The 16570-nt window shown below is 52.6% G+C and carries 9 protein-coding genes; 6 read left to right on the forward strand and 3 right to left on the reverse strand.

Annotated elements, in window-relative coordinates:
• Positions 1-118 precede the first annotated feature (118 nt).
• Entirely contained in the window at positions 119-2617 is a 2499-nt protein-coding gene (locus K3T82_RS17440; protein ID WP_220194716.1) for a mannose-1-phosphate guanyltransferase, read from the forward strand.
• A 126-nt stretch (positions 2618-2743) separates the two neighbouring features.
• On the opposite strand, the gene K3T82_RS17445 is transcribed toward K3T82_RS17440, so the two are convergent.
• On the reverse strand, positions 2744-3745 hold the full coding sequence (locus K3T82_RS17445) for an NAD-dependent epimerase/dehydratase family protein (protein ID WP_220194717.1): 1002 nt from the start codon (positions 3743-3745) through the stop codon (positions 2744-2746).
• Between the two features lie 362 nt (positions 3746-4107).
• Positions 4108-4311, reverse strand: a complete 204-nt coding sequence (locus K3T82_RS17450; protein WP_220194718.1) for a helix-turn-helix domain-containing protein — start codon at positions 4309-4311, stop codon at positions 4108-4110.
• Positions 4312-4862: 551 nt separating this feature from the next.
• Here K3T82_RS17450 and polA point away from each other — a divergent pair.
• The 5 genes from polA to K3T82_RS50870 all read left to right on the forward strand — a co-directional run bounded on the left by polA (position 4863) and on the right by K3T82_RS50870 (position 14379).
• Positions 4863-7994, forward strand: a complete 3132-nt coding sequence (gene polA, locus K3T82_RS17455) for a DNA polymerase I (protein WP_220194719.1) — start codon at positions 4863-4865, stop codon at positions 7992-7994.
• 149 nt (positions 7995-8143) lie between these two features.
• Entirely contained in the window at positions 8144-9310 is a 1167-nt protein-coding gene (locus tag K3T82_RS17460) for an LL-diaminopimelate aminotransferase (RefSeq protein ID WP_220194720.1), read from the forward strand.
• A gap of 338 nt (positions 9311-9648) precedes the next feature.
• On the forward strand, positions 9649-11787 hold the full coding sequence (locus K3T82_RS17465; protein WP_220194721.1) for an amylo-alpha-1,6-glucosidase: 2139 nt from the start codon (positions 9649-9651) through the stop codon (positions 11785-11787).
• A gap of 235 nt (positions 11788-12022) precedes the next feature.
• Positions 12023-12697: a response regulator transcription factor gene (locus tag K3T82_RS17470; protein WP_220194722.1), complete on the forward strand. Its 675-nt coding sequence runs from the start codon at positions 12023-12025 to the stop codon at positions 12695-12697.
• 167 nt (positions 12698-12864) lie between these two features.
• Positions 12865-14379, forward strand: a complete 1515-nt coding sequence (locus K3T82_RS50870; RefSeq protein WP_220194723.1) for a histidine kinase dimerization/phospho-acceptor domain-containing protein — start codon at positions 12865-12867, stop codon at positions 14377-14379.
• 141 nt (positions 14380-14520) lie between these two features.
• On the opposite strand, the gene K3T82_RS17480 is transcribed toward K3T82_RS50870, so the two are convergent.
• Positions 14521-16464 (reverse strand): protein kinase domain-containing protein, encoded by a 1944-nt coding sequence (locus tag K3T82_RS17480; RefSeq protein ID WP_220194724.1) that lies wholly within the window; start codon positions 16462-16464, stop codon positions 14521-14523.
• Between the last annotated feature and the right edge of the window lie 106 nt (positions 16465-16570).

Consider the following 16570-nt stretch of genomic DNA (forward strand, 5'->3'; position numbering starts at 1 on the left):
GGGGGCACGGCGGCGGCGTTGGTTTTCGTGTAAGATTTAATAGAGCAATAGTTGTATACTTTTCTGGTTGATATGTTTAAGGCAACTGGGTGAGTTGCCTTTGGCAAGGGAGGCCTCTATGAAAGCGGTTGTAATGGCCGGTGGTGAAGGATCGAGGCTACGACCACTGACGATTCGACGCCCTAAGCCTATGGTGCCTATTGCTGGGAAGCCGGTAATGGAGCATATTCTTAATCTTTTGAAGCGTCATGGTATTACCGAGGTCGTTGTAACGGTTCAGTATCTGGCAAGTAGTATAGAAGATTACTTTGGCAATGGTTCTCAGTTTGGGATGCGCATTACCTACTCGCGTGAGAATGATCCTCTGGGAACGGCGGGCAGCGTCAAGAATGCCGAGGACCAATTAACTGAGCCGTTCCTGGTGATAAGTGGCGATGCGCTCACAGATTATGACCTGACGTCAGTCATTCAATATCACAATGAAAAGAAATCGCTGGCAACTCTTCTCCTGGCGCATGTTCACAACCCACTGGAATATGGTGTAATCATCACGAACGAAGATGGACATATTACTCAATTCCTGGAGAAGCCGAGTTGGGGCGAAGTCTTTAGCGATACAATCAATACTGGCATATATGTGTTGGACCCCAAGATCTTTGCCTACTTTGAGAAGGACAAGCCCTTCGATTTCAGCCAGGAACTCTTCCCGATGATGCTCAAACAGGGTGACCCCATCTATGGCTATGTGGCCTCAAAAGGCTACTGGTGTGATGTGGGCAACTTGAGCGAGTACATGCGTGCCAATGCGGATGCCTTACAAGGGAAGGTTGATATCGATATTCCAGCGAAGAATATTGGTGGTAATATCTGGTGTGAGGAGGGGGTAGAGATCGCCAGTGATGCGCAACTGTACGGTCCTATCTACCTGGCGCATGAGTGTAAGGTCAAGCCGGGTGCGATTATTCATGGTCCCAGCACCATTGGACACTATTCTATTATTGATGAGCGCTCCCAGGTGGATCGTAGCATTGTCTGGAACAACTCCTATATTGGTGAACGAGCCGAGTTGCGGGGCGCGATTGTGGGATCAACGACGAGTGTGAAGAGCCGCGCGGTCATGTTTGAGGGCTCAGTTATCGGTGATAACTCGAGCATTCAAGATGGGGCTATCGTCCAGCCTAACGTTAAGATCTGGCCTGATAAGGAGATTGAGGCGGGTGCGGTCATTAATACCAGCATCATCTGGGGATCGCAAGGGCGCCGTAGTCTCTTTAGTCGTCATGGCGTGACAGGTCTGGTGAATATCGACATTACGCCTGAGTTCGCTACGCGCCTGGGTGCGGCCTATGGCGCGGTTCTGCCGCGTGGTTCCGTGGTTTGTTTGAACCGCGACGAGAATCGCACCTCGCGTATGATCAAGCGAGGCATCAACGCTGGTCTGCCATCCGCAGGTGTTGATGTACATGACATTAATCAGGTTCCGCTCCCAGTAGCACGCTACATGATTCGTAATACGGAAGCGGTAGGTGGTATTCATGTGCGTGTCTCGCCCTATGACCCGCGTGTCGTAGATATCAAACTCTTTGATCAGAACGGTCTGGATATCAATAAGACAGTAGAACGAAAGATTGAGAACCTGTTCTTCCGTGAGGATTACCGGCGCGTCTACCTGGATGAGATTGGCGCGATTGAGGTCTTGAGCAATGAAGAGGTGACGGGTCTCTATCTTAAGGGCTTCCACAAGGTCGTCAACTATAATGTGGTGCGCCCAAGGAAGTTCCAGATCGTTGTTGACTATGCCCACAGTAGCACATTGCAACTCTTGCCGAAGATCTTTGACAAGCTAGGTTGTGAGGTTATTGTGCTCAACACCAACGCGGACGATGCCAGCACAGGTCCGGTTGATGAAGAGGGAAGAAGCATGCAGCGTCTGGCGGCAGTGACTTCGGCTTTGAACATGGACATGGGTATTCGGATCGACGCTGGCGGTGAGCGCATCTGGATTGTCGATGATCGCGGGCGTGTGCTGGACGGCATGAAGATGCTGGCGGTTATGGCGAGCCTGAACCTGCGCGCACATCCTGGCGGGACTGTGGCGGTGCCAGTGACTGCCCCTAGCGCCTTGCAGCATATCGCCAAACGCTACGACGGCTATGTGCAGCATACCAAGGTTCTTTCACACGCCCTGATGACGGCGGCTAGCCGAGAAGGGGTTGTGATGGTTGGTGATGGGCGTGGAGGCTTTGTCTTCCCGGCGCTTCAGCCAGCCTTTGATGGCATGCTGGCAATCGCGAAGTTGCTGGAATTACTGGCGACCTATGAGACACGCCTCTCTGAGGTAGTGGATGATCTCCCTGCCTATTATATGAGCACAACCGAGGTTACCTGCCCCTGGGAGCATAAAGGCAAGGTCATGCGTATCCTGAGTGAACAATACCGTGAGCGCCGTGCCAAGCCGATTGACGGCATCAAGATCGACCTGGGCAGCGAGTGGGTGCTGGTCTTACCGGACGCGGATAACCCTCTCTTCCACGTGGTCGCTGAGTCGGTTTCCTCAGAGCAGGCGCAAGCCCTGGCTGAGAAGTACGCACGCGTAGTAACTGGATTGCAACAGTAGAATTACAGCATAAATTAAGCCCCTTTCTCACCGTAAATGGGAAAGGGGCTTAATTTATGCTGTAAAAAAGGGTGGGCGACCTGGTGAAATCGCCCACCCCACGACTCTCAAAAGAGAGGGTAAACCTTAAACACGTGACAGCGAGGAGACCTGCACTGGCATAATATCCAGGTGGGTTTCTTCTCGTTGTTCTGGTTGGGTGTGTGTCTGGAAGTGCCCGTAGGCATGCAGCAGGTGCATGAGACCCTCACGCATGCTCACCTCTGGCTGCCACTTGAGTACGCGCTGTGCGAGAGCATTGTCGAGGGTGATCGCGCTGGCTTCAGCGAGCGCGCCTGAGATGTAAACAGGTTCGATATCACTGCGCAGTGCCTGCGCGCACAGCGTGTAAAGCTGTTTGAGTGTATAACCCTCGCCGTTACTGATATGTATGGTCTGATTATCGCCAAGCGTGAGTGCCTGGAGATTCGCGCTTACCGCATCATCGATAAAAATGTGATCGTGAAGAGTATCACCCGCGCCGCGAATGATAGGACGACGCCCTTCGGTGAGCATCTGGATGAAATAGTTGAGTGGGTGTGGATTACCGTGAGCGCCATTGCCACCATAGATATCTGCGTAGCGCAAGATAGTATGTTTTAAGCCGTGCTGTTGTGTGTAATAGCGGACGTACCATTCACCGGCTACGCGACTAATGTCGGCAGGCTGGCGTGGTTGAAGGGGAGCCTCTTCGGAGAGTGGAAGCTGTGTGGGTGAGACTTGTCCATAGAGGGTATTGCCACCCGAGGCAAAGATAAATTTGCGGACCGAGGCATTGACACAACTATCGAGCACATGCAGGAGCCCACGAATATGGGTATCTGCATCGAGAAGCGATTGGTCTGCTGAAACCTCATACAGGTGTTGGTTGACATGATGACTGACAATATCGGGACGCTCATTCGCGAGAATTGTCCTGAGTTTCTCATCGCGAATGTCGAGCTGATAAAAGCGGGCGCGAGGATCGATGGTATTCGCTGAACCAGAATTGAGGTTATCGATAACAATAACATTGTGTCCCTGGTCAAGATAGGCGCGTGTAAGATAACTACCTAAAAAGCCTGCACCACCTGTGATAGCTATTTTCATAGAAAATTCCCTCTCCTCTGAAGAAATTTAGATTTTACATGATAATTGCGTGTCGCATGAAAATGTCGGTTTGATACCGCTCTCCTTAAATTCAGTGTATCCCTTTTATGTATAGACATTATTCTATAGGTGTTCTTAAAATGGCCTGTGAGGCCTCTCTACTGGCGATGCAATGCCTCGAACGTGGGTGGTGAGCCTGATGAGAATAAAGGCTCATACATATATGAAAATGCGGAGGCACCATGTTGATACCTCCGCTTGTGTGTCGAATGCATCGGCGGGTGTGGGAGAGATCATGACCATACCAAACTGTGACCTAGGCGAAAACCAGAGCGTAGCCGCCATAGCTGTGCTAGTTTGCGCTACTCAACAGGAAGTGAGCTGTTGAGTAATTGATCGAGCGTTGACTTCTTGATGCGGTAAGCCTGGCGTTTGCCTCGGTGAGGCAGGGTAATGGCCTCCAATGCTCCACTCTTGATCCAGCGGCGTACGGTGGTATCATCGACACGTAGCCTGCGTGCCACTTCGCGTACTGTTAACAGCTCTTCTCTTGCGTCTTCTACCATTCTCCATCTCCTATGACGATCTGGTGCTCTCCTTCAATGAGTGCTCCTACTTTACGAGACTTGCCCATGTTTCCAGGTGCCTCCAGACTTGGAGGCACCTGATGGACATTACCCTCAAGGGCTGTCTGGCACTGCTACACTGACAGTTGCTGTAAGAGTCCTAGCATGATACTCTATTGTTTTCAAGTAGTCTGTTTCTCTCATTGCGTAACTGACGACGCAACGAAACTACCTACAACACTGCCTGCCAGCTAACTATACTATACATATTCGCGCAAACATACTAAAATACAGCAGTAGTGAACTGGCACCTTGCGAAGGATGCTGGTCCTGCTAGAGAAGTCTCTATCCCCTAGAAGCTGGCTTGCTTTGCTGGTATGGCGCGAATGTACGCGACACAACAATAAGGGCTCTTACCGGGTTCGCGCCCCCAAAAAAGAACAATTACTCCTAGTCGAAAACTTGAGCGCTAGCCGCGACTAGCGGCGTTGGTTTTCGCAGAAGATGTAAAGTGAGGCGATTATCGATGTTGAGAGAGCTAGGGTTCTGATATGTCACAAGCAACAAAACGACAAAAACTGGTGCTCATTGATGGGCATGCCATTATTCACCGCGCCTTCCACGCGGTGCCAGAGGATCTATCAACGAGTAGTGGGGAGCCGGTCAACGCGACCTTCGGTTTTACTTCTATGCTCATGAAGGCGCTACTAGAGGAGAAACCAGACTATATTGCGGTCACCTTTGACCGACCTTCGCCAACCTTCCGCCATGAGCACTACACTCCTTATAAGGCACATCGCCCGACGCTGCCCGATAATATGCGCCCCCAATTTAGCCGGATTCGTGAGGTTGTACAAGCCTTTGGAATTCAGATCTATGAGAAGGATGGCTTTGAGGCCGATGATGTGTTGGGTACGCTCTCCGTTCAAGGATCAGAGCAGGGCGTCGATACCATTATCTATACCGGTGATATGGACACACTGCAATTAGTGAATGACCATGTGCTGGTGAAGGTCGCCAAACGCGGTATTTCTGAGGTGGTGGAGTACGACGAGAAGGAAGTCATCGCGCGCTATAGCTTGCCACCGCGTGCACTTCCTGATTATAAGGGGCTGGTGGGCGACAAATCCGATAATATTCCTGGCGTAGCGGGTATTGGCGCGAAGACTGCTACCCGTATGCTGGTGGATTATGGCAGTCTGGAGAATGTGCTGGCGCATGTCAATGATCTGAAGCCCAAGGAGCAGAAGCTCTTACAGGAGGGTGGGGAGATGGGGCGCCAGAGCAAGTATCTGGCGACGATTGTGCTGGATGCCCCTGTCAAACTCGACCTGCCATCCTGTCGCATGACACACGTTGATAGCGAACGTGTGCTGACTCTCTTCCGCCAGCTAGAGTTCCGCTCCCAGGTGGAGCGAGCTTTTGCCCTCTTCCGTCAACTTGGCATTCCTATTACCTCAGAAGGTTCCCCAAGTGAGAGCGCCGTTAGTGAGCCAACTCCAGCGAGGATAGAGCCTCGGGAGGAGAGCAAGCGCGATCAATTGCTTTTCGCTCCTCCAATCGGAATTGTGCCTGTGTTGCCGCTTCCGGATTCTCCTCTTGAGAACGCACCACATGCTGAACATTATTCTGCCGTTGCTGAAAAGCGCGAGGTGCAGACCATTGGCGGAACTTCAGCAAACGCCACCGCCATAGTGGAGGAAGAGGAGACGCTTGACGAGGGACCAACGCAATTAACCCTCTTTGAGACATCAGAGCCCAAAGGCGAAGTCGCGCGGAAACTGCGCTTACCGGGACCAGCCCTGGTCGAAACCTCGCTCTTCCTGGGAGATGTAGAGGTCCAGCAACAGACAAGTACCATGGTCATTAATAGCGAAGAGGGACTGGATGTGCTGGTGAAGAGCCTGCGTAGCGCGGGCCAGTTTGCCTTCGACACCGAGACAACTTCTGAGGACCAGCGCAAAGCGGATCTGGTGGGGCTCTCCTTCGCGATGGCTCCGGGTGAGGCATACTATATTCCTGTGGGGCACATCGCGGGTGTTGATGGTCAGGAGCCCGGCACTCAGCTTCCCTTGAGCCTGGTGCTGGAGAAGCTGAAGCCCATCATGGAAGATGCCAGTATTGAGAAGTATATGCATAACGCGAAGTATGATATCGCAGTCATGCTGCGTGCTGGTATCAATGTTGAGGGCATGAGCTTTGATTCACTGGTTGCTTCCTATTTGCTTGAGCCAGGACGTAGAGGTCTGGGCCTGAAAGATCAGGTCTTTCAGCGCCTAGGTATTCTGATGACACCAATTAGCGAGTTGATCGGGAGTGGTAGCAAAGCGATTAGCATGTCTCAGGTGCCGGTGCGTAGGGCCGCCGACTACGCAGGCGCGGATGCCGATATGACCTTGCGCCTGGTCGCACCGCTCTTGAATGACCTGCGTCAGCATGGCCTGCTGGACCTGTTCTATAAACTAGAGCAGCCTCTAATCAAGGTCTTGATGCAGATGGAGCTCTATGGTGTCGCACTTGATGCCGACTTCCTACATGAATTTGGCACGCAACTGGATGAGCAACTCCAACTAGCCGAGCAGACCATTTATGATGCTGTTGGGCATCGCTTTAACGTCAATTCACCCAAGCAGCTCGGCGAGATTCTGTTTGGTGAGCTAAAGTTACCTGCTGGCAAGAAGACGAAGACTGGCTACTCGGTCAGCGCCGATGTGATTGAGGGACTGCGCGGAATGCATCCCGCGATTGACTCGCTACTGGAATACCGACAGTTGAGCAAGCTCAAGTCGACTTATATTGATGGCCTGCTCACGCTGATGGATCGTAATACCGGGCGCGTCTATACATCCTTTAATCAGACGATAGCTTCCAGTGGACGACTCTCATCCAGTAACCCGAACCTGCAAAACATTCCGGTTCGTACTGAACTGGGGCGACAGATCCGGCGTGCCTTTATCTCCGATCCAAGCTATGTCTTGCTCACGGCTGACTACTCACAGATCGAGTTGCGCATTCTAGCGAACATCACCAATGAACCCCGCCTGGTTGAAGCCTTCAACCAGGGCGAGGATATTCACACAATTACCGCCGCCTCACTCTTCACGGTACCAGTAGAAGAGGTAACGAAAGATCAGCGACGATTAGCAAAGACCGTCGTCTATGCCGTACTCTACGGCCAGTCGGCCTATGGCCTCTCCCAGGTTACTGGCATGCGCCCGGCTGAAGCTTCTGAGTTCATCAAGCGCTATCATGAGACCTTCCCAAACATCAAGGTCTATGTTGATAGTACCTTGGAACAGGCTCGCCAGCAGGGCTATGTTAACACCTACTTCGGGCGCAAACGCTTCATTCCCGATATGCGTGTGCTCTCGCATGTGGAGCGGCAGGCGCTTGAGCGCGAGTCTATCAACATGCCTATTCAAGGTTCTAACGCCGACCTGATTAAAATCGCGATGTTACGCTTACAGCATGCCTTGCTCGCGAACCGAATGAAGACGCGCATGATTCTTCAGGTGCATGACGAGCTTGTATTCGAGGTGCCAGTTGAAGAGCTAGAAAGAGTGAAGCGCATGGTCAAGGCGGTGATGGAGGGCGTAGGTGAACTGTTAGTGCCACAAAAAGTGCCGATAAAGGTAGATATGAAAACGGGGAAGAACTGGTTCGCCGCTGAACCTGTGGTATAACAAACATAACTATTCAAGATAAAGACTTCTCAGCGCTAAAGCGCTTCGCAAGGGTTATGGGATGTCTTCAGCAAGCCCAACGGCATTCCATGATCCCGCGAGCCACCGCCGGGGCGAGGGGTCAGCTCACTAGAGATGAGGAAGCAGCTTTGGTACAGCTCTCACATTTAGTCACTTCCTTGCCACCATTTCACTTCGCCAACGCCAAGCAGCGTATCGCGGATAAGCAAGCGCAGGGCGTGGATGTGGTCAATCTTTCGGTTGGAGATCCCGACCTACCCGCGCCCCCGCAGGTAGTCGAACGCCTCTGCACCGCCATGCGGGACGGCGAGAACCATCGCTATCCCGAGTACCGGGGCATGCGTGCCCTGCATGAAGCGATAGCTGGCTGGTTTGAGCGTCGTTTCGGGGTGGCATTAACACCTGAGCAAGAAATCATGCCTCTCATTGGTTCAAAGGAGGGCCTGGTCTATTCCGCCGCGTGCGTGTTGAACGCCGGTGACATCGCGCTTACTCCTGATCCTTATTATCCAGTATATATTTCCTCCGTGACGAGCGTTAACGCACAACCCTATATGCTGCCAATGCGCGAGGAGAGTGGCTATCTGCCAGACCTGGAGGGCATTCCCACCGAGGTCCTGGCGAAGGCACGTCTGCTCTGGCTGAATTATCCTAACAATCCAACCGCAGCCTGTGCTGATCGGGCCTTCTTTGAGAAGGCTGTGGATTTCGCTCGTCGGTACAATCTGGTGATTGTACATGACATGGCCTATGCCGAAGTGCATTATGAGGGTTTCCGTCCCTTGAGTCTGCTAGAGATTCCGGGCGCGAAGGATGTCGCGGTCGAGCTGCACTCGCTGAGCAAGACCTATAACATGGCGGGTTTCCGTATCGGCATGTTAGTGGGCAACCGAGAACTGGTGAACGCGGTCGCGCTATTGAAGAGCAACATTGATAGTGGCATCTTCCGCCCCGTACAGTACGCAGCCATTGAAGCATTGAATCTGCCTGAAAGCTGGATTCAGGAGCGCAATGCCATTTACCAGCATCGGCGTGATCTGATGTTGGAAGGCTGTCGGGCCCTGGGGATGCGTGTGCAACCTTCGAAGGCAGGTCTCTACATCTGGGCAGGTGTGCCAGAGGGCTATACCTCGCGGCAGTTCGCTGACTACCTCTTCGATAAGATGGGTATTTTCCTTACTCCAGGCACCAACTTTGGTCCTGCTGGTGAAGGCTATGTCCGAATCTCACTGACCACACCCGAGTCGCGCATCCAGATCGCCCTTGATCGCATGAAACGAGCCTTTGTCTCTTGATCGGGCGGCATTGGCTAAAGTGTCGTGGCTACATAGAGAACACATAAAAGTGTGGTGGTTGAAAATTTCGACCACCACACTTTTATGTTCTTACCATAAGAGCTTGCCGCGCGAGCCGAGGAGCTTGCGAACTGTAAAAATCTCTACTATAGATAAAGCTCCACTGGACGCAGACATTTAGGCGTGCTAAACTGCGACAGAGTGTGAATTTTTCAACTATTCGCGCTAATCCTGCACTACTTGCAATGTGTTTCTATGTGTACTATCTGATATCGATTTATATGTCAATCTACGAGAGATACAGTGTACAGGCATGTTGGTAGAAGGAGCGTTATTGTATGATTCTGGAGCGGGACACTGCTGAATCAGCCCAACAGGAACTTCCTGACCCCTGGCGTCTGGCGGTAGGGCGCGATATCTGTGGTAATGCGCAACAGGCGCTCAACCATGAGTGGCTGGTAACAAATGGCTTGGGAGGCTATGCCTCTGGTTCAATCTGTGGCGCGACGACTCGTAGTTATCATGGCTTGCTTGTGGCGGCTCTTCAGCCACCTGTAGCGCGAACCGTATTAGTTAGCAAGTTGGATGAAGAAGTTGCCTTGCCGGGTGGGGAGATTCTGAAGCTTGGCGTGAATGAATATCACGATGGCTCTATCGATCCCCAGGGATACCAGTATTTAGAGCAGGTGACCCTTGAGGGTGATATTCCCTGCTTTCACTATCGCCTCACGGAACAGCTACAACTTGTCAAGCGTATTTGGATGGAATATGGGCAGAACACGACATATGTGCAATATATGTTGGAGGGCATGACGGACGAGGAGCAGGATGAGCCACTGACACTGACGTTGGTTCCATTCTGTCTCTCACGCGATTACCATAGCTCGACGCAAGGGTCAGACGACTGGCACTTTATTGTGGACTCCCAGAACAATCGTTGCCGGGTTCGGGCATATGATGGCGCACCGCTTTATCATCTGATCGCTGATCCCACGGCATTTTTCTCACCTACTGGCCTATGGTACTGGCGCGTTTTGCATCGCCAGGAGAGCGAGCGCGGCCTGCCTAACCAAGAGGATATTTATCAGCCGGGCATCTTTAGTATGTCTATGACCGTTGGAAAGCGCGTGACGCTTATTCTCACTGCTGAGCATACACTCGCATCTGAGTTTGGAACGGCAAGCCATGAGGAGTTTGTCAATGCGGCCTTGATCCGGCACCAGCGCCGGGTACACCACTTGCTCTCCGTAGCTGATCGTACAGTGAACAATCTGGAACAGAGTGATCCTGTTCTGGCTCGCCTGGCGATAGCCGCCGATCAGTTTATCGTGGCTCGCCCGGACTATGAGCAGGCCAATGCCACCCGTCAGCCTCCACGCCTGACCCCTGACCGCAAGACGATTATCGCGGGCTATCCCTGGTTTACTGATTGGGGACGTGATAGTATGATCTCGTTACCTGGCTTGTTGCTCTGTACCGGACGCTATAGCGAAGCGCGTGGCCTGCTCAAGGCTTTCGCTTCATATATGCGCGATGGGCTCATCCCGAATCGCTTCCCTGACACGGGCGCGAGTCCGGAATATAATACCATTGATGGAACGCTTTGGATGTTTCATGCGCTTGGGCTCTACTTCCAGACCACAAGCGATTGGTCGCTGCTCAAAGAGCTTTTCCCAACCTTGCAGGAGAGTATTGAGCATCATGTGCAGGGCACACTCTTTCATATTGGAATGGATGCCGCCGATGGCTTGCTTACGGGTGGTGAGGATGGTGTGCAATTGACCTGGATGGATGCGAAGGTGGGCGACTGGGTTGTAACGCCCAGGCGTGGCAAAGCCGTAGAGGTGAACGCGCTCTGGTATGCGGCCCTGACCAGAATGGAGTCCTGGGCGGTGCGCCTCTCTACCGATGCTTCGTCATATAGTCAATTGCGTACCAGGGTACGCCAGCATTTCGCTCAGCGCTTCTGGTACGCGGAAGGTGGCTATCTTTATGATGTGGTGGACGTGGATGGGGTCGCTGGGAAGGTCGATGCATCCTTGCGTCCGAATCAGCTTTTCGCGATTTCGCTCTGTCGTGATCTGCTCTCCACGGAACAGTGCGCAAGCATCCTACAGCAGGTGACTCAGCATCTCCTGGTCCCGATTGGTGTGCGCACGCTGAGCCAGAATGACCCTGAGTATCGTAAACACTTTAAAGGTGATCCCTGGCAGCGAGATGGGGCCTATCATCAGGGAACCGCCTGGCAATGGTTGCTCGGTCCCTATGTTGATGTCTACCTGCGCATTCACAAAGATCGAGTGCAACTGCGTCCATTGCTGCTGACGGCTCTAGAGAGGCTGTGGAGCAACTGTATTGGCACCATCAGCGAGGTTGTAGAGCCGGAAGAGCCCTATACCGCTGCTGGTTGTTGCGCTCAGGCATGGAGCGTTGCTGAATTGCTCCGTAGCTGGCTTCTGGTGCAGGGCAAATCATGATGAGCAGGGGTGACTGCGCTTCAGCGTCGTGTCTACATATGAAGTAGCTTAAGACTTCTGAGCACCGTTATGGTGAGTTGTTGGAGGTAGCAAGAAGTCAGGGAATGATTGAAGATTTCATCTCCCTCTAATCTAGAAGAGGTATAGTAAGAGCATCGTGTTAGCTGCCTATGCTGCAGGAGTCGTGGTGGAGGTAGCTAACGCGATGCGGCTTTGCATGTATGAGGTAACCTGTATGCGCATATTAATAGTAGAGGATGATCCTCGCCTGGGTCCCAGTTTGAAGAAGGGTCTTGAGGGGAGTCACTACGCAGTTGATCTCCTGGCGGATGGCGAAGACGCCGTATTTATGGCCACATCTATCCCCTATGATCTCATCATTCTAGACATCCTCCTTCCCAGTCTGAGCGGTTTTGAAGTTTGTCGTCAATTGCGCGAACAGGGTGAGACCATGCCTATTCTGTTGTTAACCGCCCTTGGTGAGGTCGAACATCGCGTTCGAGGTTTAGACCTGGGCGCGGATGACTATCTAGCAAAGCCTTTCTCTTTCAGTGAACTCCAGGCGCGAGTGCGTGCCTTGTTGCGGCGCGGTGGTCCCGTGGTTGCGTCAGTATTGCAGTTCATGGATATTACCCTCGACACACGGACGCATGAAGTGCGGCGCGGTGAGCGCTCAATTACATTGGGCAATAAAGAGTACGCGTTGCTTGAGTTCTTCATGCGCCATCCACACCAGGTCTTGAGCCGTTCTATGATCGTTGAGCACGTCTGGGATGGTGATACCGAACATCTCTCCAACGTCATAGACGTCTATATCCGCTATCTCCGTCGTAAGCTCTGCCACCAGAATGAGCCCAATGTCATTCAAACCATACGTGGCTCTGGTTATCAGCTTAAGGAACCTGTGTAAGGGTTTCTACGAAAACCAATGCTCTCCGCGTGATAAGCGCCCACTCTCATTTGAGGTATGACGCGCCCAGGTTTTCTCATAAGGAGTGAGGTCTTAGACGAAAACCAACCCTCATACGAGGTCGCGGCGAGCGTAAAGCGCTCAGGTTTTCGAATAAGGAGTGAACCATGAAAGCCCATTGGCATCAATTCTATCCCCCTGGTGTGCGTTTCCAGTTGACACTCTGGTATATTGGCGTCTCCGCGCTCCTGGTCTCGTTGTGTGCTTTTGTCTTCTACATGATCTTTGAGTATCATCTTGCGACGAATTTTGACACCGAACTGCATTTGCGGACCCAGCAGATTGCGAATGTGCTGACCGTCTCACATGGGCAATTGAATACGACGGATATTGTCTATGAACTCTCGCAACTGGATGTGAATGCCGCCTATGTCAATGACCAACTGGGGCAGGATAAGCTATCCGTCAAGCCGAATAAAAATGACCAGCCCCGCGACCTTTTTGTTCGTGTATTAGACACCAATACCAGGATCATCTATGCGTCCTCAAACTTTCACCAGCTTTCCCTGGATCGTGCCAGTGCTCAAGATCCGTTACATGGTAATCCCTGGCATGGGACAGTCGACGACGACTATAATCAGTCAGTGCGCGTCTATAGTACGATGCTGGTCTGGAATAAGCATATTGTGGGTATCATTCAGATCGGGCAATCTCTAGAGACGCTTAACGCTCAATTGCGCTCCGTGCTTACAACGCTCATACTGCTCTGCCTGATACTACTCGTTTTCAGTGGTCTTGTGAGTTACTGGCTGTCGGCGCGTGCCTTCAAGCCTATCCATCACCTGGCTCGCACGGCTCGCGCTATCAATGCCCGTGATCTACATAAGCGTGTTCCCCTCCCTAAAGCGCGAGATGAGGTATATGACTTGACCATGATCTTCAACCAGATGATTGGGCGTTTAGAGGAGGCCTTCGCGCAGCAGCGTCGTTTTGTCGCGGATGCCTCGCATGAATTGCGTACGCCTGTGACGGTCATTCGCAATATGACCGAGGTCGCGCTCTCACGATCTGAGCGTCCAGAAGAGTATGCTCCAGTATTGGAGGCTGTGAATGAGGAAGTGGAGCGTTTGGGGCGCTTAATTAACGATTTGCTAGCTCTGGCCCGTGTGGATGAGCAGAAGATCCAACTTGACTATGAGCCTGTGCGCCTGGATTTTTTAGCAACCGACGTTATTGAGAGTATGGAAGCGCTGGCTCAGGAGAATGATATCGTCCTACGCAGTGGCACTTTACAGCCTGCGAGCGTGTTAGGTGATGCCGCGCGTCTGATCCAGATCATTATGAGTCTGGTCGATAACGCGCTTAAATATACAAACGCGGGGGATGTGTCACCGTTTCGGTGGAGACCTGCGCGCGTCATGTGCATCTCTGTGTGCAAGATACCGGCATTGGCATCACGCCGGAAGACCGAAAGCATATCTTTGAGCGCTTCTACCGCGCCGATCCCGCGCGCTCCAAAGCCGTGGGTGGGTATGGACTGGGGCTTTCAATTGTTGACTGGCTGGTGCGATTGCAAAAAGGGGTGGTCTCGGTGGAAAGCCAACCAGGTCAGGGATCGACCTTCATGGTTACTTTGCCTTTGTGTGAAAGTGAAGAGGCGCTGTAAGTTCATATGCAGCTAAAGTGCCGCTGCTAAAGCGACGCGGCTACATATGTGGGGGAGGCATTGAGGGAAGTGCATACTAGCCATCGTACGCAGCTCATGTCACGCTCTCATTCACAATTCTCCTCTTCATATGTAGCCGCGTCGCTTTAGCAGCGGCTTAGAGAACATTGATGACAATCGCGCTGGCGTTGCCCTCACCACCTGCCTGGTTTGCCTCCTGTACAAGCAGGTTAGCTATATCTTCCGTTCTGTGGGGCTGCCGGAGCAATTCTTCCAGGCGTTCATCGCGTAGCATGTGCCAGACCCCATCCGTACAAAGCACAAGTAGGTCGCCTGCCTCGACTTCGTGCTGCGTGATATCAATCTGGATCATATAGTTCTGGCCTAGCGTGCGGTAGTGCTGGTTGCGTTTAGCGCTGCTGTATAGTTCTTCTGGCTCCAAGAGGTTCGCTTCGACCAGATTCGCCGCCAGGGTATGGTCGCGAGTCAGGCAGCGAAGACCACTTTTCTTGTTAAAGTGATAGACGCGGCTATCCCCTACATTGGCGACATAGAAGCGATATTTGTAGAGCAGAGCCACTGTCAGCGTGCTTGCCATCTGGGCATCATAGTCAGCATTACAATGGTAGACCACCTGATTCGCCTGATGCATCGCGTCCGCCAGCCAGTGTTCCAGCACCTCCTCATTGAGGGGTTTTGTGGGACGTGCCCCGCTGTAGGTAAGGCTTCCGTTAGGCGTGATCGACGTTCTAACAGGCGTCCCACGCGAGTATGAGCGTGTGATATCGGAGAGGAGCGGCACCAGAGTATCCGCGACGGTCTCTATTGCCAGACGACTGGCTTCGTGTCCCAGGGCAGCCCGTCCCTGCAATCCTCGCAAACCATCGGCGATGGCGAAGATCGCGAAGGGGTGAGGAGGCGGTTGTAGGTTGACGCATAGCCCTTGCAAGAGCAGCAGCATATCTTCATTTACCTGTCGTTGGCTTCCAGTATCGCTCTCATAACTGACCTCGCATTGAGCCCCAATTGCCGGAGATGTCGCGTCTAGGCTCTGCCCGCAATGGCGACAGTAACGTGAATTGCTGCGATTCTCGCGCCCACATCGAGAGCAGGCATTCTCTGGCATAACTGTACGTGTGATGACGTTCGCGCTGCTCGTCACAACCGTCAGGTCTGCGATAGTGGGCTCATAAGCGATACAATTTCCCGCCAGGGCCACCTTTAAGTCGTGCGCGAAGTCGCCCGCTTTAGCGTAGCGTTTGCTTGGCTCTATATCCATTGCGCGCATGACGCAGGCGTCCACCTCGGGCGGGAGAGCGTGATTCAGGCTACTTGGTAGAGGGATGATCGCCGCGTGCGTCTTGATAACGGCCTGGATGGGGAGTAGCCCTGTCAGCATCTGATATGCAACCACACTCATGGCGTAAATATCGCTGGCGGGTTGAGCCTTTCCCTGCTCCTGTTCGGGAGCAATATAGTGCTCGGTGCCCAGTGAGAGGCCATGCTGGGTTAGGGCCTTCTCCTTCTGCATGGCGCGTGCGATACCAAAGTCCGCAAGAACAAGCCGTCCATCGTCCTGAGCGATGAGGAGATTGGAGGGTTTGACATCCCGATGCACAATCTGCTGAGGATGCTCATGGATGACATCGATGGCTGCTGCCATATCTTCGATATAGCCTATGGCTTGTTGCGTTGGTAGCGGCATCTCTGGCTTGAGGAGTGCTTTAAGTGTGCCGCCTGTCATAAGTGGCATCTCTAAATAAAGAAGGTCGCCATCCTGCCCAAAATTATTGACTGGCACGATGTTTCGATGTTTGAGCTGATGGGCATAACGTGCTTCACGTCGAAAGCGCTCAGTCGCGACCTGTGGATCTACTGTGCTGTTCTTCAATGAGAGTACCTTCAGAGCCACCTGAGTCATCTCAAACGTATCGCTGGCTCGATAAACGACTCCCATTCCACCCATGCCTATTAGTGTCTCAATGCGATAGCGCCCGGCTACGAGCGCTTCTGGTAACAGGCAGAGGCAGAATGGATTCGTGCATTGTTGAGCGCCAGGCGGATAGTCCACCTGGCAGCGTGGATTAAGACAGCGTGGCATAAGTACTCTCTTCTTTTTGGAACGGTAGATCTTTGGCGGGAGCCAATCCTCATATTTAAGAGTATGGTATCCTGGCATGACAAGCGCAGGCCACATTTGGGTACGG

The sequence above is a fragment of the Ktedonospora formicarum genome (assembly GCF_016587355.1).
GTDB classification, from domain to species: Bacteria; Chloroflexota; Ktedonobacteria; order Ktedonobacterales; family Ktedonobacteraceae; genus Ktedonobacter; species Ktedonobacter formicarum.